The sequence below is a fragment of the Metabacillus bambusae genome, assembly GCF_017497975.1.
GTDB lineage: Bacteria > Bacillota > Bacilli > Bacillales > Bacillaceae > Metabacillus > Metabacillus bambusae.
In genome coordinates this window covers 84,654-108,073 of sequence record NZ_JAGDEL010000013.1, presented here as the reverse complement: position 1 = coordinate 108,073, position 23,420 = coordinate 84,654, and the positions used below count along the sequence as shown (strand labels likewise).

Annotated in this window: 22 protein-coding genes; 19 read left to right on the top strand and 3 right to left on the bottom strand. The window is 34.0% G+C overall.

The features are described 5' to 3' along the window. Positions 1–200: 200 nt before the first annotated feature. The 6 genes from I7822_RS17060 to I7822_RS17035 all read left to right on the top strand — a co-directional run bounded on the left by I7822_RS17060 (position 201) and on the right by I7822_RS17035 (position 8,140). Positions 201–953, top strand: a complete 753-nt coding sequence (locus tag I7822_RS17060) for an alpha/beta fold hydrolase (RefSeq protein ID WP_207980315.1) — start codon at positions 201–203, stop codon at positions 951–953. Positions 954–1,218: 265 nt separating this feature from the next. Continuing rightward, a complete protein-coding gene (ppc, locus tag I7822_RS17055; RefSeq protein ID WP_207980314.1) occupies positions 1,219–3,981 on the top strand; it encodes a phosphoenolpyruvate carboxylase in 2,763 nt (920 codons plus the stop codon). A 652-nt stretch (positions 3,982–4,633) separates the two neighbouring features. Next, on the top strand, positions 4,634–5,197 hold the full coding sequence (locus tag I7822_RS17050) for a GNAT family N-acetyltransferase (RefSeq protein ID WP_207980313.1): 564 nt from the start codon (positions 4,634–4,636) through the stop codon (positions 5,195–5,197). After that, positions 5,184–6,071 (top strand): aldo/keto reductase, encoded by an 888-nt coding sequence (locus I7822_RS17045; protein ID WP_207980312.1) that lies wholly within the window; start codon positions 5,184–5,186, stop codon positions 6,069–6,071. Before I7822_RS17050 ends, I7822_RS17045 begins: the two co-directional genes overlap by 14 nt. Before the next feature lie 18 nt (positions 6,072–6,089). Beyond that, positions 6,090–6,848, top strand: coding sequence for a cytidylyltransferase domain-containing protein (locus I7822_RS17040; protein ID WP_207980311.1), 759 nt, complete (start codon positions 6,090–6,092; stop codon positions 6,846–6,848). A gap of 2 nt (positions 6,849–6,850) precedes the next feature. Beyond that, positions 6,851–8,140, top strand: a complete 1,290-nt coding sequence (locus I7822_RS17035; protein ID WP_207980310.1) for an aminotransferase class III-fold pyridoxal phosphate-dependent enzyme — start codon at positions 6,851–6,853, stop codon at positions 8,138–8,140. Positions 8,141–8,253: 113 nt separating this feature from the next. On the opposite strand, the gene I7822_RS30690 is transcribed toward I7822_RS17035, so the two are convergent. From I7822_RS30690 to I7822_RS17020, 3 genes are all read right to left on the bottom strand, one after another. Then, positions 8,254–8,358, bottom strand: coding sequence for an IS3 family transposase (locus I7822_RS30690; protein WP_207980362.1), 105 nt, complete (start codon positions 8,356–8,358; stop codon positions 8,254–8,256). Between the two features lie 554 nt (positions 8,359–8,912). Beyond that, a complete protein-coding gene (locus tag I7822_RS17025) occupies positions 8,913–9,875 on the bottom strand; it encodes a CgeB family protein (protein ID WP_207980309.1) in 963 nt (320 codons plus the stop codon). Positions 9,876–9,884: 9 nt separating this feature from the next. Beyond that, positions 9,885–10,124 (bottom strand): CGEA protein, encoded by a 240-nt coding sequence (locus I7822_RS17020; RefSeq protein ID WP_207980308.1) that lies wholly within the window; start codon positions 10,122–10,124, stop codon positions 9,885–9,887. 252 nt (positions 10,125–10,376) lie between these two features. Between I7822_RS17020 and I7822_RS17015 the strand changes: the two genes are divergently transcribed. From I7822_RS17015 to I7822_RS16955, 13 genes are all read left to right on the top strand, one after another. Further along, entirely contained in the window at positions 10,377–11,675 is a 1,299-nt protein-coding gene (locus I7822_RS17015; protein ID WP_207980307.1) for a hypothetical protein, read from the top strand. 233 nt (positions 11,676–11,908) lie between these two features. Next, on the top strand, positions 11,909–12,679 hold the full coding sequence (locus I7822_RS17010; protein WP_207980361.1) for a glycosyltransferase family 2 protein: 771 nt from the start codon (positions 11,909–11,911) through the stop codon (positions 12,677–12,679). 201 nt (positions 12,680–12,880) lie between these two features. Continuing rightward, a complete protein-coding gene (locus I7822_RS17005) occupies positions 12,881–14,305 on the top strand; it encodes a CDP-glycerol glycerophosphotransferase family protein (protein ID WP_207980306.1) in 1,425 nt (474 codons plus the stop codon). Between the two features lie 28 nt (positions 14,306–14,333). Continuing rightward, positions 14,334–15,338, top strand: coding sequence for an SDR family NAD(P)-dependent oxidoreductase (locus tag I7822_RS17000; RefSeq protein ID WP_207980305.1), 1,005 nt, complete (start codon positions 14,334–14,336; stop codon positions 15,336–15,338). Between the two features lie 11 nt (positions 15,339–15,349). Next, the gene (locus I7822_RS16995; RefSeq protein ID WP_207980304.1) at positions 15,350–16,315 is read left to right on the top strand and encodes a dTDP-glucose 4,6-dehydratase; all 966 of its coding nucleotides are present in this window, start codon (positions 15,350–15,352) and stop codon (positions 16,313–16,315) included. Beyond that, complete coding sequence (gene pseC, locus I7822_RS16990) at positions 16,312–17,511, top strand: UDP-4-amino-4,6-dideoxy-N-acetyl-beta-L-altrosamine transaminase (protein WP_207980303.1); 1,200 nt, start codon at positions 16,312–16,314, stop codon at positions 17,509–17,511. Before I7822_RS16995 ends, pseC begins: the two co-directional genes overlap by 4 nt. A 39-nt stretch (positions 17,512–17,550) precedes the next feature. Continuing rightward, positions 17,551–18,651 (top strand): UDP-2,4-diacetamido-2,4,6-trideoxy-beta-L-altropyranose hydrolase, encoded by a 1,101-nt coding sequence (gene pseG / locus I7822_RS16985; RefSeq protein ID WP_207980302.1) that lies wholly within the window; start codon positions 17,551–17,553, stop codon positions 18,649–18,651. After that, entirely contained in the window at positions 18,638–19,180 is a 543-nt protein-coding gene (pseH, locus tag I7822_RS16980) for a UDP-4-amino-4,6-dideoxy-N-acetyl-beta-L-altrosamine N-acetyltransferase (RefSeq protein WP_243459511.1), read from the top strand. The genes pseG and pseH overlap by 14 nt, the downstream gene beginning before the upstream one ends. Before the next feature lie 8 nt (positions 19,181–19,188). Further along, the gene (gene pseI / locus I7822_RS16975; protein ID WP_207980301.1) at positions 19,189–20,241 is read left to right on the top strand and encodes a pseudaminic acid synthase; all 1,053 of its coding nucleotides are present in this window, start codon (positions 19,189–19,191) and stop codon (positions 20,239–20,241) included. 74 nt (positions 20,242–20,315) lie between these two features. Continuing rightward, positions 20,316–21,062, top strand: a complete 747-nt coding sequence (locus tag I7822_RS16970) for a sugar phosphate nucleotidyltransferase (protein ID WP_207980300.1) — start codon at positions 20,316–20,318, stop codon at positions 21,060–21,062. Then, positions 21,055–22,014, top strand: coding sequence for a dTDP-glucose 4,6-dehydratase (rfbB, locus tag I7822_RS16965; RefSeq protein WP_207980299.1), 960 nt, complete (start codon positions 21,055–21,057; stop codon positions 22,012–22,014). Before I7822_RS16970 ends, rfbB begins: the two co-directional genes overlap by 8 nt. Beyond that, a complete protein-coding gene (gene rfbD, locus I7822_RS16960) occupies positions 22,015–22,875 on the top strand; it encodes a dTDP-4-dehydrorhamnose reductase (RefSeq protein ID WP_207980298.1) in 861 nt (286 codons plus the stop codon). Further along, positions 22,865–23,323 (top strand): dTDP-4-dehydrorhamnose 3,5-epimerase family protein, encoded by a 459-nt coding sequence (locus I7822_RS16955; protein WP_207980297.1) that lies wholly within the window; start codon positions 22,865–22,867, stop codon positions 23,321–23,323. Before rfbD ends, I7822_RS16955 begins: the two co-directional genes overlap by 11 nt. Positions 23,324–23,420 lie beyond the last annotated feature (97 nt).

Genomic DNA, 23,420 nt, shown 5'->3' with positions numbered 1-23,420 from the left:
ATGATAAAATTCTTATACTGTAGAAATTGCGACATTCGATTCCAGCGCAATTGTTCCAATTACGTATTTTTAACTAATGTGTTATCGTTTTTTTACATTAATGGTTTATGATTTGGGATATAAGCAATTTGGAAAAAGTGTTTCTTATTAGCCTTAGGTGAGTTGTAAGGAAGGCTTGCATATATTGAAATGGAGGAAAAATGAAAGAAAATATAATTTTTATACATGGACTAACTGGAACAAAGGGTGCGTTTAAAAAGCCTATGGAATACTTTAACCACCAGTTTAACACGTATTCTTACAATTTACTTGGACATGGTGAGGATCGAGGGAAAGCAGTTGATTTTACATTAACTAATTTGGTCTCACAATTAGAGGGTTTTTATGAGCAGGAAGGTCTTAAAGAGGCTCATTTATGCACACTTAGCTATGGGTGTTATCCTAGTACAATATTTGCAAAAAAGTGGAATAATAAAGTGAAAAGTCTATGCTTTATAGGTGGTCATTATAATACACCATCACAACTATTTGATGTGTTCAAGCATTATTGGGAGATTCGTAATGAAGACTACCCAACTTGGTTAAGGAAATATTCCCATGATATCTATCCAAAAGAGAGTTTGCTAGATCCTTATTCCATTATTTCAAACAAAATTTACTATAAATATGGTCTTGAATTAAATGAAAATATTTTAAAAAATGCGATTCAACATCGTCTTAAATATGATTTGCGAAGCGACTTATCGACATTAACAGTGCCAATTCTGTGGGTGATGGGGGATCATGACAGTATGTACAAATCGACATTAACAGATTTAAACACAGTAATCCCTCACGTTATTTATAAGGAGATCAAACATGCAGGACATGCGGCAAATATGTTCCGTCCAAGTTGTTTTAGGGATATGTATGAAGAGTTTTTAACTAGTATAATAAACAAAGCAAAGGTTTAATTCATATAACAAGAAGTCTGAAAAAAGTAAAGTGTCAGACTTTTTGTTATTTCAAAATACAATATTTATATGTAAAAAATCACATAATTGGATGGTTTAGTAAATTATTCGTGTTAATTATATATGAATTAGATTAAATTTCAGCTTTTAATCTTAAAATGATATCGATTTTAGCAATTAAAGATGAAATTCTCCTTGGAAAATGATATGATAGAATTATCTTACTATTTAATAGAATAACAATTTTTAAGGAGAAGGTGACACGATGACAACTAGAATTGAGACAAATGATAGCAGTCTTCCATTACGCCGCGATGTAAAATCCCTAGGGCATATTCTAGGGGAAATCCTTGTTCATCATGGGGGAACGGAGCTTCTTGATAAAGTTGAAAAGTTAAGGGGAATGGCGAAAACTCTTCGAAATTGTTTTGACGAGCAAATATATAATGAACTTAAAGAAGAAATTGTGAATTTGGATACTCCAATGCGAAAGCAAGTTATTCGAGCTTTTTCTATTTACTTTCATCTTATCAATGCGGCAGAGTCAAATCACCGTATTCGTCGACGTCGCGAATATCAGCTTCAAGACAACCATGTTGTACAACCATCATCGATTGAAAGTGCTATATTATCACTGAAAGAAAATGAAATAGATGTGACTACCATTCAAAACGTACTGAACACGTTATCATTGGAATTAATTATTACTGCGCATCCAACAGAAGCAACAAAGCGTTCAGTAATCGAGATTCAAAAGCGAATCTCAACAATATTGAAAAGCTTAGATAATAACATGCTGACAAAAAAAGAGCGTAAAAAGCTTGAGGATAGTTTATTAAATGATGTAACAATTCTATGGCAAACAGATGAATTACGTCATCGTAAACCAACTGTCATGGATGAAGTACGTAATGGGCTTTATTATTTTGATCAAACCTTTTTTGATGTGCTTCCTGAAATACATCAGGATCTAGAGGAAGGTCTTGTTGAACAATTCCCAGGTCATAATTGGGAAGTTCCTAATTTCCTTCGTTTTGGCTCATGGATTGGTGGGGATCGTGATGGAAACCCAAATGTTACACCTGAAGTCACATGGGAAACATTAGAAAGACATCGTGATCTAGCGGTAAAAAAATATAAAGAAGCACTAGTCGAAGTGATGAAACGTTTTAGTCACTCAACAACTCGTGTAGATGTAAGTAAAGAGCTACTTGAAAATGTTGAAAAAGAAGAGGCTGCTTACTTAGAAAATGAAAAGAAATGGCCTGTTGAAAATGAGGTCTATCGTCGAAAAATTGCTGTGATATTAGCACGTCTAAAAGCAGTTGGTAAATCTGAAATCGGTTATCAAACATCTGAAGAGCTGTTGAAAGATCTTTATTTAATTCAAAATAGTATAAACAATCATCAACCAGCCCTTCGTGAATTGAAAATGCTTAAAAAATTAATTCGCCAAGTTCAGTTATTTGGCTTCCATTTAGCTACTCTTGATATTCGTAACCATAGTGGTGAGCATGAAGCAGCTATTACAGAAATTTTACGCAAAGTGAAAGTAACCGATGATTATACGGCACTTTCTGAAGAAGAAAAAATTAAAACATTAGAAGCTGTGCTAAAAGATCCACGCCCAGTTCTATTATTAAATGAAGATTATTCAAAAGAGACACAGGAAATGATCAAGGTCTTTACGATGATCAAAAAAGCACATGATACATTTGGGAGAAAATCAATTCTTGTTTACCTTGTCAGTATGACACAGGCTGCAAGTGACTTACTTGAAGTATTGGTGCTAGCGAAGGAAGCAGGCATTTACAGACTTCATGCAGACGGTACGGTTGAAAGTCATTTAAATGTTGCACCACTTCTTGAAACGATCGACGACTTAACTGCAGGTCCAGAAATTTTAGAAACACTTTTTAAAATGGATGTATACAGAAATCACTTGAGCATTCATGGTGATTCTCAAGAAATCATGCTTGGCTACTCAGACGGTAGTAAAGATGGTGGAACGTTAACTGCCAACTGGAAGCTTTATAAAGCACAGCTTGAAATCCATGACATGGCGAAGCGTCATGAAATCGGATTGAAGTTTTTCCATGGCCGCGGTGGATCATTAGGTCGTGGCGGTGGTCCATTAAATCGAAGCATTCTTTCACAACCAGCTGAAACAATTGGCGATGGAGTGAAGATTACAGAGCAAGGTGAGGTTTTGTCTTCTCGCTACTTGATAGAAGATATTGCTTACCGCAGTCTAGAACAAGCCACTTCCACTTTACTTGAGGCTTCTGTTAACCTATCAGAAGAATCAGAACAGCAACATATTCGTGAAACAGCATGGGAAAATGCAATGGAAGAGATCTCAAAGGTATCTCTAAAAAAATATCAATCACTCGTGTTTGAGGATCCAGACTTTTTAACTTATTTTACAGAGGCAACGCCATTAAATGAGCTAGCTGAATTAAATATTGGCTCACGTCCTATGAAGCGTAAAAACCGTAATCGTTTTGAGGATTTACGTGCGATTCCTTGGGTTTTTGCATGGACACAAAGTCGTCAATTATTACCAGCATGGTATGCAGCGGGAACAGGGTTAGAAAGCTTTATTTCAAAAGATGTTGAAAACCTAAAACTATTGCAACGTATGTACCAGGAATGGCCATTCTTCCGTTCGACAGTTGATAACCTGCAAATGGCACTAATGAAGGCAGATATCACTACAGCTAAAGAATACATTTCTCTTGTCAAAGACAAAGAGATTGCAGATCGTATTTTCAGCAATATTGTCGAGGAATATGAAGCAACGAAAGCCATTTTACTTAAAGTAACTGGTGATGAAGAACTATTAGATCATACACCTAATATTAAAGAATCTGTTCATCGCAGAAACCCTTATGTAGACCCATTGAACTTCTTACAAGTAGAACTCATAAAAGAGCTTCGCGAACAAGAAGAACCTAATGAAGAATTGTTAAATGAAGTGTTATTAACAATTAGTGGTATTGCCGCAGGCTTACGTAATACAGGCTGATCAGTTAAAACACAAGGCTCCAGACCGCATTACTTGGTTAATAGCAACAAAGTTTGCGAAAACAGCTAAACCCAAAAAGAAACTGTCATTTATTGGCAGTTTCTTTTTTGTGTTGATAAAAGGTAAGCAACAATTGAATAAGTGGATATACCAAAAAGTGGAAATAACCATATTAGGTAGCGTACTTATTAAGAATCATAGGTGTTATTATCAAATAAGGTCTCCTTTCTGTTAAGATCAGAGAATGAAAAAATTGTAAATATTAAATATCTGAAAAATCCGCTTCCAAATATTTCACAATATCTAATGAACAAACATAGGAATATTATGCAAGATATTATTAGTAGACAGAGTATCAAGGGAATTGCCAAACGTTGAAATTTTTGATTAATAGAGATACCAATAAAAAGGAAACAAAACAACTTAGCACATATGATTGAACCAATAAAGTGAAATATAGGGCTATTATTGGAGTATAAAATATAGTACCAACAAATAGGGATCAATAAGGTTTTTGCTCAATTAAGTGATGAGTGTTACTACGTTTAATTATTGAATGTAGGAAGAGATCTAAAGGTTGTAATAGGATCAACTATTATTACAATGATAATAGTTTTTTCTATTCGTTACTATTTTTATGGAGGAAATGATAATGACCATTTATTATAAAGGTGAAAATATTTATCTTAGGGAGCTAGTAGAAAAGGATATAAATGACAATTATTTATCATGGTTTAAAAATGAAAATGTGACAGAGTTTTTGGAAGTAAATAATTTAAGTTTTACAGAAGTAAGAGATTACATTGAAAAGGGAAAAACAACAAATACCTATTTTATGTATGCAATATGCTTGATCGAATCAGATAAGCATATTGGGAATTTAAAGATTGGGCCAATTAATTGGAAGCATAAGACATCTGGAATGCCCATTGTAATAGGTGATATGCAAGCTTGGGGAAAAGGATATGCATCAGAAGCAATAAATCTTGGTAAAGAGATTGCCTTTAAAAAATATAATATTAGAAAACTAACAGATGGAATGTATTCAAATAATATCGGTTCATTAAAGGCCTTTTTGAAAGCAGGTTGGCATGAAGAGGCAAGGTTAAAGGATCATTTTCTAATTAATGGTGAAAAAATGGATAAAATTTGTATTTGCTGTTTTAATCCTTCATTTTTATCAGAAAAACATGTGAATGAAGATGACATCAATTAAATTAGGTATTGGTACAGTACAATTTGGAATGAATTATGGTTTATTTAATCTTTACGGAAAACCAACGATTCATGAAGTTGAAAGTATTTTAAGTGAAGCGTATAAAGGAGGAGTAAGAATTATTGATACTGCTTCTTCTTATGGTGATAGTGAAGAGGTATTAGGTAAATGTATGAAGGCTGATCAACCATTTAAAATAATTTCTAAGACTCCATATGTTAATTCTCAAAAAATAACACACAAAGACATATTAAACGTAAAAGCCGCTTTTTATTCTTCTTTAGAAAAACTTAATCAGTCCTCTATATATGGGATATTAATTCATAACCCGAATGATCTATTAAAAGAAAATGGGAAATTTCTCTTTAAAGCTCTTCAAGAACTTAAAGAAGAAAAGCTTGTCGAAAAGATAGGCGTTTCAGTATATACAGGGGGACAGATAGAGCATCTATTGACTCAATTTGATCTAGATATTATTCAGATACCAATAAATGTTTTTGATCAGAGATTAATTCTGGGTGGTTATTTAAAAAGAATGAAAGAGAAAAATATTGAAATACATGCTAGATCTGTATTTTTACAGGGATTATTGGTAAAGAATAAACAAAATATTAAGCCTTATTTTTATAAAATAAAAGACAAGATTGAAGAATACCATGAGTTTATACATTCATATGGTTTATCACCTATTCAAGCAGCATTAGGATTTTTGAATCAGCTTGAGGAAATAGATCACATCATAGTTGGGGTTGAAACAGTCAAGCAGCTTAAAGAAAATATTTTAATGTTAAACAGTGCTTGGCCAGGTTGTGATATGAGTAGATTTGCTATAAGTGATGAATCGATTATTAACCCGGTTAATTGGGAGATATAGCTAAAGGAGATTGTGAAAATGATATTAGCTATTATACAGGCAAGAATGAGTTCGAAGAGATTTCCAGGAAAAGTGTTAAAGCCAATCTTAGGAGTCCCAATGCTGCTGCGGCAAATAGAGAGAGTAAAGTGTGCTAGTCTAATTGATCAGCTTGTTATCGCTACGAGTGAAGAACCTTCAGATGATCCAATCGCACAATTATGTCTTGAAAACAATATTTTGAGTTTTCGAGGGAGTCTTGATAATGTCTTGGATCGCTTTTATAAGGCAGCAAAACCTTTTTCCCCTGAACACGTCGTTCGTCTTACTGGTGACTGTCCTCTTATTGACCCCGAATTAATAAATAAAATCATAAAGTACCATTTAGATCATCAATTTCATTATACGAGTAATACATTAGAGCCAACATTTCCTGATGGATTAGATATTGAAGTTTTCCAGTTTTTAAGCTTAAAGAAGGCTTGGGAAAATGCTGATCTGCAACATCAAATGGAGCATGTGACACCTTATATTTATGAAAATAGGGAGTTTTTTAGTTTAGGTAGTTATAAAAATGATCTAGATCTTTCTAATTTGCGTTGGACTGTAGACGAAAAAGTAGATTACGAGCTAGTTGTTAAGATATATGAAGCGCTTTATTGTAGTGAGACAATATTTACGATACATGATATTTTGAATTATTTAGATGAAAACCAAGAGTTAAAAAATCTAAATAAACATATTGGAAGAAACGAAGGATATAATCATTCATTATTAGAAATAAAAAAAGAGGGATAAAAATGAATAGTAGGTACTTTCATTCAGAGCTTATGTTAGAAAGAGCTTTAAGAACCATTCCCTTAGGTAGCCAAACATTTAGTAAAAGTAAGGTTCATTATCCTTTTGGGGTTTCACCATACTTTATAAAAAATGGCAATGGGAGTCGTGTTTGGGATATAGATGGCAATGAATATATTGACTTCATTAATAGTCTTGCTGCTGTTACTTTGGGCTACAATGATCAAGATGTAGGAAACGCTGTTCGTGTACAATTATCGGAAGGAGTCATTTTCTCTTTACCACATCCATTAGAAGTAGAAGTTTCAGAAAAAATTGTCGATATGGTTCCTTGTGCAGAAATGGTTCGTTTTGGAAAGAATGGGTCAGACGCAACTAGCGGCGCAATACGACTAGCTAGAGCATACAAGAACCGAGATCGTGTTGCTGTTTGTGGTTATCATGGTTGGCAAGATTGGTTTATTGGATCGACTACACGGAATAGAGGTGTTCCTAAGGCGACTCAAGAGTTGACACACACATTTATCTACAATGATTTAAATTCACTAAACAACCTATTTCAAAAATATCCAGGCGAAATAGCAGCAGTCATTTTAGAGCCAATGAATATTATAAAACCAGAAAATGATTTTCTACAAAAGGTAAAAGAACTAACACATAAAAATGGAGCACTATTAATTTTTGATGAAACAGTAACGGGTTTCCGATTTGCAAATGGCGGGGCTCAAGAATATTTTGGAGTAACTCCTGATCTTGCAACCTTTGGAAAAGGGATGGCAAATGGTTATCCTATTTCTGCAGTTGTTGGAAAAAAAGAGATTATGACTCTGATGAATGAAATTTTTTATTCCTTTACATTTGGTGGAGAAACATTATCTTTGGCTGCTTCTTTAGCAACGTTGTCAAAATTACAAAATGAACCTGTAATTGAAACGATAATCAACCAAGGTGAAGTTGTGTTAAATGGCATACGTGAATTAATAAAAAAACATAATATTGATCATATCTTATCTATATCTGGACATCCTGCATGGTCATTTTTATCGTTTAAAGATGTGAATAATACGAGCCAATGGGAAATTAAAACGTTATTTTTACAAGAGGTATTTGCAAGAGGCATTTTAACACTCGGGACACATAATATAAGCTATTCACATTCAAAAAGTGATATTAATCAATTACTTTCAACCTATGATGAAGTATTTGCTATATTAAAGAAGGCTGTACATGAATCAAAAGTGGATAAATACCTCAAATGTCAACCATTAACTCCACTATTTAAAATTCGTTAATAGACAAAAAGTGTCAGATTCTCTGACACTTTTTTATGCTGCCGAAATTATTTTAAGAAGTAACAAATAAGGTCTGAACTTACCAAGCTATAAAGACACATATAAAACACTCATTAGGCTGCTAAAAGTCCGAATTCTTTTGAAGTGAAGTAGCCTAATTTTTCTTCAATTCTTTCTTCGTTATAGTGATAAATATATTCATCAATTTTAGATACGATTTCTAGATTTTCTTAAGATTTAAATTTACAATACTGAAATTCCTTTATTTCAAATTAGAATCGATTCAATAACTGCGTTGTCCAAAGAATTTTTTCTTCTGGATATACTTTTTACGCAGTTGCCTCACTAGATTTAAAATTAATCTATTATCCACTCCTTTTTCATCGCTAAATACTTTTTTTAGCTTTTATTCGTTTAAAAGTGGGTAACCTAGTTGTTGATAGGTTCATTTTCGCAAGCGTACTCTGGTTCATGCTCTTGATCGGTTGATCCAATCGATAGATCTCGCCCTTCCTGTTCCATTCCATCTAAGCCTTTACTTGCAATTCATTCTTGATATTATACCTTTTTCACGATTTCTTTGGTTTACCTTCTAGTTTGTCTCTTACAACTGCCCATTAATATAACTTCTATACACATTTTTGCCTACGCAAAAACACCTCCGATAAATGTACTTGATTACGGTGTAACATTTACGTAGGTGTTTTATTTTGTCTCACTAAATTATGTTGTCAGTCTTCCAATTAGAATTAGCAAGTTTTTTCTGTATCTATCAACCTTTAACTACTTCAAGTAATTGTTCAATCCTTTTTTCAAAGGTATGTTCAGACTGTGTGGATAAATATGCTAGATTAGCAATATCATGTCTTAGTGTATGATCACCCATGTAGTCATGTATCTTTTTGACACAGTCTTTTTCATTTTCATAATAAAATATAGATCCATCACTGCAATTTTTAGGAGGAGTTACAGTGTGATTAATTAATTGAAAACCTCCACTAGCGTAAATATCAAAAAATCGATTATTAATACTACTATTTTTTATATGATGTGTATTTTTATTTAGTCTAAAAGAAAATTCTCTATGAGGATTTAAGATGATTTTCGCCTGATTGTAAAATTGATTTACTTCTTCAGGATTCATCCAACGATTAATAAGCTGAAGTCTTTGATTTTTATGACGATTAACCTTTAAAAATTTCCTCCATTTCTCCCCAATGAGTGTCAGTGAATATTCTGTATGATTCAATAAATATTCAACTAAATGAATTCGATTTGGATATGGGTATCCTATCATTAATAAATCGATTTCTTTTTTTAGATTGAGGGGTTTAAAAATTTCTTTATTTGTTGCTAATGGGAAATGGTGGATATTTCTATAGCCTAATGATTGATAATATTTACATGCTGACTCATCTATTGATAGAATATGATCTGCAAATGGAAGAACCTTCAAGCTTATATCGATATAAAAGGGATCCTCTGTAAACCAAATAACAATCGGGATGTCATTTTCCTTGATCACATTTAGTAATGAAAAAGGTATTCTATCTCCTATCATAATCAGAACGAAGCTAGGTTTTGAAGAAAGTAAAATTGTATGCAAATCTAATGGGTTAATCTTTGGAGAAAGGGAATCTACTAAGACCTCTTTCTTTTTGGCGGCATCTTCAATCCACTGATCAAAAAAGGGGTAGATTCCATTATACCCCGATTTAATATAAAGAAATTTCATCCCTGATAGTTATTCGAATCTAATTGATTCGATTTTACTTGCAACAACTATTACAGTAACTTCATCACCTGGTGTAACAGTACCTAATTCAATTAATGTAAGAAGGCCTGTTGCACTATTAAAGGTTACAAATCGTGCTGGTCCAATTGTATCGCCGGAATCCATTGTAACAGTAATGATCTGACCTGGTAAAAGATCGTCTAGAACTGACCCAATTCCAGTTGGTTGTGTTCCATTATTATGACTCAATTTGTTTCCACTCCTTCGAAATTTTTATAAACACAGGATAAAATATGTGAAGGAAAATGTTTTGTACAGTGAAATAGTTTAGAAGTTGTAAAAAATAGTAAAAAAGTACTGGGTTTAACATGTTTTTTTATATAAGCAACTGGTGTCGTTCAATTTCTGATAGTACTAATAATCAAAACAAAAAGAATAACAATTTTTTTTATGGTACATATGCTGATATTGATAAAAAAAATAATGGGGTATGAGGATGAAATGATCTATTTTAATAAATGTGCCGACCCGATAATTTTCTCTAATAGAAAGGTGATAAAAACTCATAACCTGGGCTATTGTCACCATAATAAATTTGTCACTTATATTGAGAAGCTAGAGGAAGTTAATAAAGAAGCATTAGAACAGCTTTGCAAGTTAAATCAACATACGTTTCAGGTCAATCAAAACAATCATTTGATAATACAATCGATTAATGAGTTCAAAATGTCACAAATGACGGAAAATAAGCGAAATGCAAAATCGATTCAGGATTTAAATCAGTATCAGCTGCAAATGAATTTAAAACAAGGGAATGCTCAAGATCGGATTTACTCCTTATTACAAGAGCTGAATACTTCTAGAAAAGCATTCGACCAACAAATTCAACAAGAAAATAAACAGATTTCTCATAACATAAGAAATATGAAGGAAATGTTAAAAGCGAATGAGCAAGCGATTATTCAGGAAGTAAACAAATCTATGAATGCATTAGATCAACAATTGCAAAATGAAAATCAACAAAATGTGAATCATATTAGTGAAATGAAGGAAATGTTAAAAGCGAATGAACAATCAATAAAGCAAGAAGTACAAAACCTTAACTCATTACTTACTAATACAGAGAAAAACCAGGAAGAAAAAGTTGAAGAAGTTGTTTCTAGAATCAGTAGTTTATTGAATCAACATAAAACCGATGTTCTCAATACACAAGATGAAATGAAACAATTGGCGGAAAACGTAGAAAATATAAAGGAGAAGCAAGCAGATCACTATGATATCAATCTAGAGCAGCTGAAAAACTTGTTATCCTCCTTGTATACAATAAAGGATATGCAAATTGCATCCGAAGAAAATCAAAAAGCGGAATTAGCAACGATAATCGATACATTGCAAAGTATGAAGGAAGAACATAAGGAAAGAGAAGGGAAATATGTAAATGATGTTCTTACTGAAGTAAGCAAATTAACCACGAATCAGGATGAGTTTGAACAACGGAGGGGTAGTGATCAAGATCAATTAAATTCTCAACTTGAAGATCTGTCTAAGCGTCAAATTGAGGCATTAGATTTGCTGCAATCATCACAAAGTGCAGTTGTGCAATTATTGCAGAATTTACCACCAGGCAAAGCAGTAAGCTCAGTAACTGTTAGAGGTCAGCAGATCCTAGTCCAAACATTTGTCAATTATGATCAACAAACAGATCTCTCATCATTTAGACATTCTGACGGGAATGTTGTCGTCATTGACAGCAAGCAAATATTAGCGATTTCTTTTCCTCCTTCTGATACAGATTCATGAATTATCTTTTTTAAAAGCTGGATCAAAATTCACTTATAGTGAACTTTGATCCAGCTTTTAGTGATTTTATAGTAAAAAAGCATCAGGTAAATAAGCCTATTATTTACAAACTGCTTGTATTACAAATAGTAATCTTTGATATGAACTTTATCAAATATAGTTTTATATCCTATTACATTTTACTATTCAAAACATAGAATAAATAGACATTAGGTAAATCGGGAGGTGTTATGTTGACAAAAGTATCAATCATTATGACAAGTTACAATAAGCCAGCATATATCACGAAGTCTATTCAAGCGATTTTAAATCAGTCGTTTACTGATTTTGAGTTGCTAATAATGGATGATAATTCGGACTCAGAAACAATAAAAGCAATAGAGCCTTTTTTAAGTGATAAGAGAATTAAATTTTATCAAAGTAATATTCAAACAATGAACGAAAGAGTTGAGAAAGTTAGATATGCTGCTTTAATCAATGAAGCCTTACTAAAATCGTCCGGTGAGTATATTTCATATGCAACTGATGATAACTGTTATAGAAAAACTAGACTAGAAAAGATGGTGAATTATTTAGATAAATATCAGAATGTTATGATTGTTTATTCCGCTTCATTAGTTATCTATTTAAACGAAAAGAATGAGATTACGAAAAAACAATTAAGACCTACAAAGGGGATTGTCTCGGTAGCACCTTGTCAAATAGATCATTGTTCAATCATGCATAGAAGCTCCATTCTTCCTGTCGTAAAAGAAAAGTTTGACTCATTTTGGGATGAGAATCCAGAGTTTTACCGAATAGGTGATGCGAGGTTTTTCTGGCGATTAAATCAGTATTGGGATTTCTACCCAATAAAGGAAATTTTAGATGATAACTTTATAACAGAATTATCAATCCATCATCAATTGGCCCAACAAGAAAAAAGTGAATTTGTCCAAATGTTACCTCCCCAAAGAACATGTAGGGAGTTGCGAGAAGAATTAAGATCAATGAAAAACAAATAAATGATCTACTTAGTTTCATACAATAAAAGACCAACACGTCACAATTAATACTGAAGGAAAAACTGTGTATAACTACAAGTCCCACTTCAATATAGGAGTGGAAAGGAGCTATCACTTACTAATAAATAAAATTAGGAACGTTATTCTGTTAATTTAGTGTAGTTTCGTTCCCATTTCCTTCATGCAAAAGGAGGGATAAAATTGAGCATTTATTTAAATAATTATTGGTCTCTTTATAGTGAATTTATTAATGTACTAAAGAATTTAAAATATCGAGAAATTCCAATTGCTCTTATGACGAATTTCTATCAACAAATTGATACTGACCTTAAAATTCATATGGAGCAGGAAGAGTTTGCTGCAAAATTAACATATGCAAGTATTAAGAAATCAATTGAGATTCAACCCTTTTTTGAAAAGATGTTAGTACCTTTAAAGAAACCGTTGAAGACTATGTTAGATGGTAAGATCCTTATCAATTTAGACTATACAAGGATTCCAGTGGAAATCTTACATGATCATTTTAGCGGTGAACACACGATGGTGTTATCACGTTCTAAAACCACAGATTATTATGGGATTCCGAATGAATACATCGGTAATTTTAAGAGAGACACGAGTGAAACGTCTAAACAGTTAATGAAGACAGCATATTCTATTCTTGCTAAATATAAGGATCATCCTGCTTTTAGTAATTCTTTTTTTATAAAAACATTCATTCAAAGAATTCCTATTATTGTAGATGCATTAGAAACGATCTTAAATCTATTTGATGAAAAGGACATCGCAACTGTACTAATAGGTTCAACTGAGGATGTTGTTAGTCGGTCTCTAGCTATAGTTGCCTCTATGAAGGGAATTCCTAATGTTTGTTTACAGCATGGCATATTAATGGGGGAAGAAGCTTTCATCCCGGTCTTTTCAAGTCATATTGCTGTATATGGTGAATATGAGAAAAGATGGTATGTGGCAAGAGGCCTTGAAGAAGAGAGGATTGTAGCTATCGGTCATCCTAGATATGATAAAATCTTTTCTTGTTCTTCTAGAGTTTCAAGAAAAACATTACTAAATGAATATGATCTAGACCCTAATAAAATAACTTTATTAATTATTACAGGACCTAATTTAGAAGAATCTAAGTTTAAAAAGATGATTTCTGAGTTAGCTGGCAATCAAAACTTTCAATTTTTAATAAAGCCCCATCCTTGGGAACTTGGTAAGCGGAGAATTAAATTATATACGGAGTTGGAAAGTGAATTTAATTCAGTACACGTTATTAGAGATAGAAAAATTAATACACATGATTTAATCTTTCATACGGATGCGGTGGTGTCTGCACTATCAACAGTTGCATTAGAGAGTTGTTTATTTAATAAGCCAGTTTTTGTTTATTATTTTATACAAAGTAATCGTTTGTACGATTATTACAATAGACTTGGTCATTATATTCAGAGTGATCCAATCGAATTAGTTAAGATTATTACTATTTATTTTAATAGCCCTAATGGGAAAACAGATTATATAGATGTGAAAGAAAAATTTTTACTAGACTCCTATAGAACAGAAAACTCTGGTGAAGAACTCTCAAATTTGATTTTTCAATTGACAAAAGTAAGACCTAAATAATTGTAATTAGAGGGATAGGAGGATAGATATGTTTTTTAAAAACAAAAAAATCTTAGTTATCGGTGGAACAGGGACAATCGGTAAAAATATCGTGAAGCATATTTTACAAGAGAATCCAGAAGTCATTCGAATATTTAGCAGGGATGAATATAAACAATTCAAGCTTCAAAATGAAGTAAATGACAATTCAAGGCTAAGATTTTTGATTGGGGATATTCGCGATTATGATCGTGTATTAAGTGCAATGGAAGATATCGATTATGTTTTCCATACAGCAGCAATGAAGCATGTTTCCTTTTGTGAATATAATCCTTTTGAAGCTGTGCTTACAAATATTATTGGTACGTATAACGTGATCAAAGCAGCGAAACATCAAAACGTAAAAAAGGTCGTGTTTACAAGCACTGATAAAGCAATTTCTCCGACAAACAATTATGGAGCTACGAAATTATCCGCTGAGAAACTTATTTCCTCTGCAGAATACTCAAAGGGCTCAGGAAAAACCATTTTCTCTAGTGTCCGGTTTGGAAATGTTATGGGCTCTAGAGGCTCCGTCATCCCGTTATTTGTTAAGCAAGTAAGGGAAGGTAAAGCTGTAACCGTAACAGATTTATCGATGACAAGATTTATGATGACGTTAGAGCAGGCGACTAAACTGACAATCGAATCATTAAAAATATCTCAAGGTGGAGAAACCTTTATATTAAAAATGCCTGTGATTAAACTTAAGGATTTAGCTGAAATCATTATAGAAGAAACCTCAACGAAATACGGGATTGACCCATCCACAATTGATATCGTTGAAATTGGCTTAAAGCCTGGTGAGAAAAGATATGAAGAACTGATGACGTATGACGAATCATTAAGTGCTTTTGAATTACCGGAATTATATATTATTCCTTCTCCTTTTGCGGCTAGAAAAACGTACGAGGAAGCAAGCAGACCGAAACCTGGAACCTATAGCTCGGAAGGAGATATTCCGCTGACTAAGGAACAAGTACGGAATACAATTATTGAACAAAATTTAATCTAATGGAGGTTATTATGAACGTATTAGTAACCGGTGGCTCTGGTTTCATTGGCAGATGGGTTGTTGGACGATTAATAAGGGATGGACACAAGGTTTGGGTAATAGATAACTTAGCAAATTCATCACTTGAGAATTTGAACGAGTTTTTTGACAATGAAAACCTGCAAATGGTCAAAATTATGGATCTTAAAGATCGAGAATCTTTAGAAGATCTTTTTCGGGATACTCACTTTGATCTTTGTTACCATCTTGCAGCAAGCATTAATGTTCAGGATAGTATTGATGACCCTGAAACAACGTTTACAAATGATACAGTTGCTACCTTTTATTTATTAGAAGAGTGTAGAAAACAGCAAGTTAAAATTGTTTTTATGAGTACATGTATGGTTTATGCTAGAGCACATGATGATCAGGGTATTGATGAACTATCACCCATCAAACCTGCATCCCCATATGCTGGAGCTAAAATAGCTGCTGAAAATATGGTGTTATCATATTTCTTCGCATACGGTTTACCAGCTGTTGTCGTAAGACCGTTTAATACGTATGGTCCTTTTCAGAAAACGGGTGGTGAAGGTGGTGTTGTGGCGATCTTTATTCATAATAAGTTAAAAGGCCAACCGTTAAATATTTATGGCGATGGTACACAAACAAGAGATTTACTTTATGTAGAAGACTGTGCTGATTTTGTTGTTGAAGCTGGTTACAATGATCAAATAAATGGAGAAATTGTCAATGCTGGTACAGGAAAAGATATTTCAATTAATGCTTTAGCAGAGCTTATTGCAGACAAACAGGTACCCATTCTCCATATCCCTCATATTCATCCTCAAAGTGAAATTCAAAAGTTGTTATGTAATTTTCAAAAAGCTGAAAAGACCCTATTTTGGACACCAAACGTATCAATTGAAGAGGGGATAAAACGAACAGAAAAATGGATTCAATCAACCTTTCATAAAAAGGATCATTTCAAATCATGAGTGAAAGCAAATTAGCAATCCATGGTGGAACTCCCGTACGTAATGACTATTTGCCTTATGGAAAACAAGTAATCGATGAGGATGATATTCAATCAGTTGTAAAGGTTTTAAGTAGTGATTTTCTAACAACTGGTCCTGCAATTAAGCAATTTGAATCAGAGATTGCAAAGTTCACAGGTGCAAAGTATGCTGTTGCATTTTCAAGCGGAACTGCGGCATTACATGGAGCTTGCTTTGCCGCTGGTATTAGTGAGGGTGATGAGGTGATTACATCACCAATGACCTTCGCTGCCTCTGCTAACTGTGTTTTATACCAAGGAGGAAAACCAGTATTTGTTGATATTGATCCACTAACGTATAACATAGATCCAAAATTGATAAAGGAAAACATAACTGAAAAAACAAAAGCAATTATTCCAGTCCACTTTACTGGCCAGCCAGCTGAGCTCGATGAAATCTTAAAAATCGCTCGTGAAGAAAACCTAATTGTGATTGAAGATGCTGCACATGCGATAGGGGCAACATACAAGAATAAGAGAATTGGTTCAATCGGTGATATGACGATGTTTAGCTTTCATCCAGTGAAACATATCACAACTGGAGAAGGCGGAATTATTACAACAAATCAAGAAAAATATTATGAGAAACTACTACAATTTCGGACACATGGAATTACAAGGGATCCGTGGTTATTAAAGAAAAACCATGGCCCCTGGTATTATGAGATGCAATTTCTTGGCTTTAACTATCGAATCACAGATATTCAAGCATCACTTGGGATTTCACAGTTAAAAAAACTAGAGAGTTTTATAGAGAAGCGTAAGCAACTTGCTGAGATTTATTCGAAGGAATTGAGCACATTACAAGAAGTTATTCTTCCTCATCAACTTTCATATGTAGATTCTAGTTGGCATTTATATGTTTTGAAATTTCAACTCACAAAGTTAACCACTAATAGAAAAGATATCTTTCAAGCGCTACTAAAAGAAAATATCGGTGTCAATGTCCATTATCTCCCTGTATATCTTCACCCATATTATGAAAGCATGGGCTATGAAAAGGGTATTTGTCCGATTGCTGAAAGCTGTTATGAAGAGTTTATTACCCTCCCTTTATTTGCAGGAATGGAAAATCGTGATGTGATGGATGTTGTTAATGCTGTGAAAAAGGTGGTAAATTACTATTCTATAAAATAGTTTGATAACCTTTAGTGATGTAAAGGACGGATAATGTGCATGAATATAATCTTTCGAGTCGATTCTTCATATGAAATTGGTACTGGTCATGTCATGCGTTGTCTAACACTTGCAAATGAACTTAAAAAAGGTGGAGCTCAGGTCTCGTTCATTTGTCGTGATTTACCTGGGAATATGGCGAACTATATTTCTAACAAAGGCTATCATGTTTTTTTGCTGCCTTTCCAAATAAATAAGCATCCACTAAATGAAGGTGATAGACCTTATGATGCATGGTTACAGGTGGATTGGAAAACGGATGCGATGGAAACAGCACAAATCCTTGTTGAATCCTTATCTGTTGATTGCTTGATCATTGATCATTATGCAATCGATCAAAGATGGGAGAATGTGATTAAAGATAGTGTGAACAAGATAGTTGTGATTGATGATTTAGCAGATCGACCACACCAATGCAGCATTTTATTAGATCAAAATAGTTCGTATGATCAGTGTCGCTATCATGAGTTAGTCCCAAAAAGTTGCGTGAAGTTAGTAGGTACTAGTTATGCTATTCTCCGCTCTGAATTTCGATTATCTAAGAAGCAGTTAACGAATCGAGATGGGAGGATAAATAGAATTCTCGTGTTTTTTGGTGGCACAGACCCTACAAATGAAACCTTCAAAACATTACAAGCATTAAGTCATGTCCAGTTTTCTAATTTATACATTGATGTCGTAGTAGGTGAGACAAATAAAAAAAAGGATGTCATTCAACAAATATGTGAGAAGCTACCTAATACATTTTTTCATTGTCAGATAGATTATATGGCTGAATTAATGAGGAAAGCCGACATTTCAATCGGGGCAGGTGGAAGCTCCACATGGGAGCGATGTTATTTAGGATTACCAACACTCTCAATTGTGACTGCAGATAACCAAATGGAAATAACAAAACTGGTACATGACATAGGAGCAACTTGTTGCTTAGGAGTAAGTGCTGAAGTAACAGCAAAAATGATTGAGACCGAATTAAAAACAATGCTTGCCAACCCATCAATGGTGAAAGAGATGTCTGAAAAAGCCCTTAATCTTATGGGAGAAGATAAATTTAATGACGTAATAGAACTTATTATGGGAGGAGAAAATGGCACACATTAACGACTATAAACTGGAGGATTTAAGTCAGAAAGAATTAAAAATTGTATTGAAATGGCGTAACGCAGATCACATACGTCCATTTATGACTAATGATGATATCATCCAGTTAGAAGATCATTATCGATGGTTTGAGTCGGTCGAAAAAGATCCAAGTAAACTAGTAAAACTGTGTTTTTATCAAGAGAAACCAATTGGTTTAGTTAACTTTTCACAAATCGACTCCAAGAACAAAACATGTGAATGGGGATTTTATATTGGCGACAAAAGCTCCCCTATTGGATCTGGAAAGATCATGGGGATATTAGCGTTGGATTTTCTTTTTAAGGAAAGACAAATGAGGAAATTATGTGCGCAAATACTAGATTTTAATAGTAAGAGCTTATCCTATCATAAAAAATTAGGCTTTACTGAAGAAGGCAGGTTAGTAAAGCAAGTGTTAAAAAATAAACAATATGTCGATGTGGTGTTGATGGGTCTATTTAAGGAACAATGGGAACAGCAAAGTGAATTTCTAAAAGAGGAGGTTTAAAAAAGCAAATGAAGGAAATACAGATCGGTAACAAATTGATAGGAAATGACCATCCACCCTTTATCATAGCGGAAATGTCAGGTAATCATAATCAATCACTTGACCGGGCGTTGGATATTGTTGAGGCTGCAGCAAAGGCAGGAGCGCATGCGTTTAAAATTCAAACGTATACTCCTGACACGATGACACTTAATATCCAACACGGAGATTTTATGATTGAGAAATCGAATGAACTTTGGGAAGGGAAGTCTCTTTTTGACCTCTACAAAGAGGCATATACACCTTGGGAATGGCACCAGCCGATTTTTGATCGTTGTAAAGAATTAGGGATGATCCCTTTTAGTACACCGTTTGATGAAACATCGCTTGAGTTTTTAGAAACCCTCGATGTTGCCTGCTATAAGATTGCCTCCTTCGAAAATAATGATATCCCCTTATTAAGAAAAGTTGCAGCAAAAGGGAAACCGATGATTATTTCAACAGGTATGGCTTCACTTGGTGAAATTGAAGATTTAGTAAAAACAATTAGAGATGCAGGCTGTGATGATTTTATATTATTAAAGTGCACGAGCAGTTATCCAGCTTCACCGGAAAACTCGAATCTTAAGACGATCCCATATTTAAGAGATATATTTCACTGTCAGGTTGGTTTATCAGATCATACATTGGGAGTCGGAGTTGCTGTTGCAAGTGTAGCGCTTGGTAGTACAGTGATTGAAAAGCATTTTACGCTTGATCGAGGTGAGGGAGGAGTTGATTCTGCTTTTTCCTTGGAACCTGAAGAATTTGCTTCTCTCGTGAAAGAGACAGATTCGGCTTGGAAATCATTAGGGGGCATTTCAATCGGTCCCACAAAGGAAGAAGAAAAGTCACTTCAATTTAGACGATCGATATATGTGTCTAAGGACATTAAAGCTGGAGAAGTATTGACAAAGGAAAATATAAGAGTGATTCGTCCAGGGTATGGATTAGAGCCCAAATACTATGATCTATTTTTAGGAAAGCAAATTAATCGAGATTTAAAAGTAGGAACACCACTCAGCTGGGATCAGTTGTTGTGAGGTTTTATGAAATATATATGACTAGTTAAATCTATTAATGAAAATAGATGATAAAAAGTAAAGGAGTGTAAAATTTGAAAGGTGTAATCTTAGCGGGTGGTTCTGGCACAAGATTAAAGCCATTCACAAATGTAATCAATAAGCATCTACTCCCTGTAGGACCCTTTCCTATGATTCAATGGCCGATTATGAAATTGAAAGAAGCGGGAATTACTGACATTCTGTTGATTACCAATGAAGGATGTATCGAAGATTACCGTACAGTTTTTGGAACTGGTGAACAATTGGATGTCATGTTATCGTATGCAACCCAGCCTTATGCAGGTGGAATTTCTCATGGATTATCCTTTGCAAAAGAATTTGTAAATGGTGACCGATTTATCCTTTTACTAGGTGATAATATATTTGAAGACTCACTTACACCATATGTTCAGTCCTATATGCAGATGGGTCATGGTGCGAAAATTTTATTGAAGGAAGTCCAAGATCCACAAAGGTATGGAGTTGCAAAAATTGATGAAACGAAAAAGATCATTACCTGCATAGTAGAGAAGCCAAAGACATTTATCTCAAATTATTGTGTAACAGGGATTTATATGTATGATAGTCTTGTTTTTGATTTTGTTAACCAGCTTTCACCATCAGATCGAGGTGAATTTGAAATAACCGATGTGAACAATATGTATATGAAAGAGAATCGCTTGTCCTATGACAAACTATCAGGCTGGTGGATTGATGCAGGTACACATGAATCCTTATTTCGGGCAAATAACCTTGCCTATCAGTATCTAGAAAAGCAAAGGGGAATGACCGATGAGTAAAGAATTATTGATTACCGGTGGGGCGGGGTTTATTGGATTAAACTTCATTCACTATATGTTAAAGCAATCAAACTGTTATATGACGGTAGTTGATGCACTTACGTATGCTAGCAACCCTAATGAAATAAAACAATTAGCACAAAACGAGAGAATTCGTTTTTTCTCATATGATCTCACTCATTATGAACAGTTAGAGTCAATCATGGACCGAGAATATGATACAATCGTTCATTTTGCTGCAGAATCCCACGTTGATAAAAGTATTGATAACGCAGAGCCATTTATCTATACAAATATCGTTGGTACCTACCACCTTCTAAAACTACTACAAAAAGGCTACGCAAAAAAAATGATCCATATATCCACGGATGAAGTATACGGAACTCTTGAGAAATCAGACCCTGCTTTTACTGAACAAAGTCCTGTTACTCCTAATAATCCTTATTCTGCCACAAAAGCAGGATCAGATTTTCTTGTACTTTCCTACTTTAACACCCACAAGCTACCAGTCATGATTACGAGGTGCAGCAACAATTATGGTCCCTTTCAGCATGGGGAAAAATTTATCCCGAAAATCATTCATCAAGCCCTACAATCACAAAAGATCCCAGTCTATGGAGATGGCTTACAAATAAGAGATTGGTTATTTGTAGAAGATCATTGTCGAGCGATTCAACTGGTTATGGAAAAAGGCCAATTCGGTGAGGTTTATAACATTGGTGGTGGCAATGAGAAAACGAATATAGAAGTTGTAAAACAAATCCTTAATAAGTTAACCATAAGCGAAGCCCTCATTGAATTTGTAGAAGATCGCAAAGGTCATGACAGAAGATATGCAATCAATTCACAGAAGATTAAGGATGAGCTTGGTTGGGAGCAATTATATTCTTTTGAACAAGGTTTAGACATGACGGTTGATTGGTATGTGAAGCGGTCTATGGGGGGCATTTAGATGAAAATTATCATTACAGGAGCAGGAGGGCAGCTAGGAAAGGAACTAGTTGAAGCTCTTATTACTCGAGAAGGAAAAGAGCGAGTGTTCCCCTTTACAAAGGAACAACTAGATATTACAAATCGTGAACAAATCCAACGTTTATTTGCTGAAATTGAACCAAATGTTGTTATCAATTGTGCTGCTTTTACGAGTGTAGATGTATGTGAAGAAGAGGTTGAAAAGGCATATGTCGTAAATGGTATAGGTCCCTATTACTTAGGGATGGAAGCAAATAAATATAAAGCGAAGTTTATCCATATTAGTACAGATTATGTCTTTTCAGGTGATCAAAGTCTTCCGTATAAAGAGGATGACCTAACGAATCCACATACCATTTATGGGAAAAGTAAACTTCTTGGAGAAGAGCTATTGCTACGGAATTGTTCTGACCTATTAATTATTCGAACGTCATGGTTATATGGACATGAAGGGAAAAACTTTGTAAATACGATGATCGAGCTTTCGAAAAAGATGAGTTCACTCAAAGTTGTTTGTGATCAAGTTGGTAGTCCTACCTATACGAAAGACGTTGCAATTGCGATTCTTTCATTAATGAGTGACAAAACTGGAATTTATCATGTCACAAACTCAGGGGCATGTAGCTGGTATGAATTTGCTAAGGAGATTATGAAGCAGATAAATTCTTCAGTAGAAGTTATTTCAATAGGTTCAGAGGAGTATGTGTATAAAACACCAAGACCAAGCTACTCTGTTTTAAGTACAGATAGACTAAATCAATCAGGTATAAACCTAAGAAACTGGGAATCTGCTTTATTAGACTATTTAAAAAAGGAGTATGATAGTCATCATGCGAATTGAAGGAGTACATGTAAAGGAGCTTAAGAAACATTGTGATGATCGAGGTTTTTTTGCTGAGGTTTTACGTGATGATGATGATTTATTAGAGAATTTTGGGCAACTTTCATGGTCGATGTCTTATCCAGGAGTTATTAAAGCCTTTCATTATCATGAAGAACAAGATGACATATGGTTCTTTCCCTTTGGTGATGCACAGGTAGTTTTATTCGATTACCGAAAAGATTCTCCAACCTATCAACAAACAAATGTTTTTTATATGGGAGAAAACCATCCAATGATATTAGTCATACCAAAAGGTGTAGCACATGGTTATCGCGTACTAGGAAACAAGCCAGCTACCATTATTTATTGTACGACGAAATCGTATGATCCTAGCAATCCAGATGAAAAGAGAATACCGTGGAATGACGAATTTATTGGATTTGATTGGGAAACGAAAAATAGATAATTGTCTAGGTCTAATAAAATATTTTTTAAGTTAAAGCCCTTTTTTAATAGTCATGATAGATATCTAAGCATTTTTAAGAGATTAGAATATACTATAT

Excerpts from the sequence above, each read along its gene's own strand:
- rfbB (WP_207980299.1), top strand. The coding sequence starts at position 21,055 with ATGAGTAAAGAATTATTGATTACCGGTGGGGCGGGGTTTATTGGATTA.
- pseG (WP_207980302.1), top strand. The coding sequence starts at position 17,551 with ATGAATATAATCTTTCGAGTCGATTCTTCATATGAAATTGGTACTGGT.
- I7822_RS16995 (WP_207980304.1), top strand. The coding sequence starts at position 15,350 with ATGAACGTATTAGTAACCGGTGGCTCTGGTTTCATTGGCAGATGGGTT.
- pseH (WP_243459511.1), top strand. The coding sequence starts at position 18,638 with ATGGCACACATTAACGACTATAAACTGGAGGATTTAAGTCAGAAAGAA.
- I7822_RS17050 (WP_207980313.1), top strand. The coding sequence starts at position 4,634 with ATGACCATTTATTATAAAGGTGAAAATATTTATCTTAGGGAGCTAGTA.
- I7822_RS17035 (WP_207980310.1), top strand. The coding sequence starts at position 6,851 with ATGAATAGTAGGTACTTTCATTCAGAGCTTATGTTAGAAAGAGCTTTA.
- I7822_RS17015 (WP_207980307.1), top strand. The coding sequence starts at position 10,377 with ATGATCTATTTTAATAAATGTGCCGACCCGATAATTTTCTCTAATAGA.
- pseI (WP_207980301.1), top strand. The coding sequence starts at position 19,189 with ATGAAGGAAATACAGATCGGTAACAAATTGATAGGAAATGACCATCCA.
- I7822_RS17045 (WP_207980312.1), top strand. The coding sequence starts at position 5,184 with ATGACATCAATTAAATTAGGTATTGGTACAGTACAATTTGGAATGAAT.
- pseC (WP_207980303.1), top strand. The coding sequence starts at position 16,312 with ATGAGTGAAAGCAAATTAGCAATCCATGGTGGAACTCCCGTACGTAAT.
- I7822_RS17000 (WP_207980305.1), top strand. The coding sequence starts at position 14,334 with ATGTTTTTTAAAAACAAAAAAATCTTAGTTATCGGTGGAACAGGGACA.
- I7822_RS17040 (WP_207980311.1), top strand. The coding sequence starts at position 6,090 with ATGATATTAGCTATTATACAGGCAAGAATGAGTTCGAAGAGATTTCCA.
- I7822_RS17060 (WP_207980315.1), top strand. The coding sequence starts at position 201 with ATGAAAGAAAATATAATTTTTATACATGGACTAACTGGAACAAAGGGT.
- ppc (WP_207980314.1), top strand. The coding sequence starts at position 1,219 with ATGACAACTAGAATTGAGACAAATGATAGCAGTCTTCCATTACGCCGC.
- I7822_RS17025 (WP_207980309.1), bottom strand. The coding sequence starts at position 9,875 with ATGAAATTTCTTTATATTAAATCGGGGTATAATGGAATCTACCCCTTT.
- I7822_RS16955 (WP_207980297.1), top strand. The coding sequence starts at position 22,865 with ATGCGAATTGAAGGAGTACATGTAAAGGAGCTTAAGAAACATTGTGAT.
- rfbD (WP_207980298.1), top strand. The coding sequence starts at position 22,015 with ATGAAAATTATCATTACAGGAGCAGGAGGGCAGCTAGGAAAGGAACTA.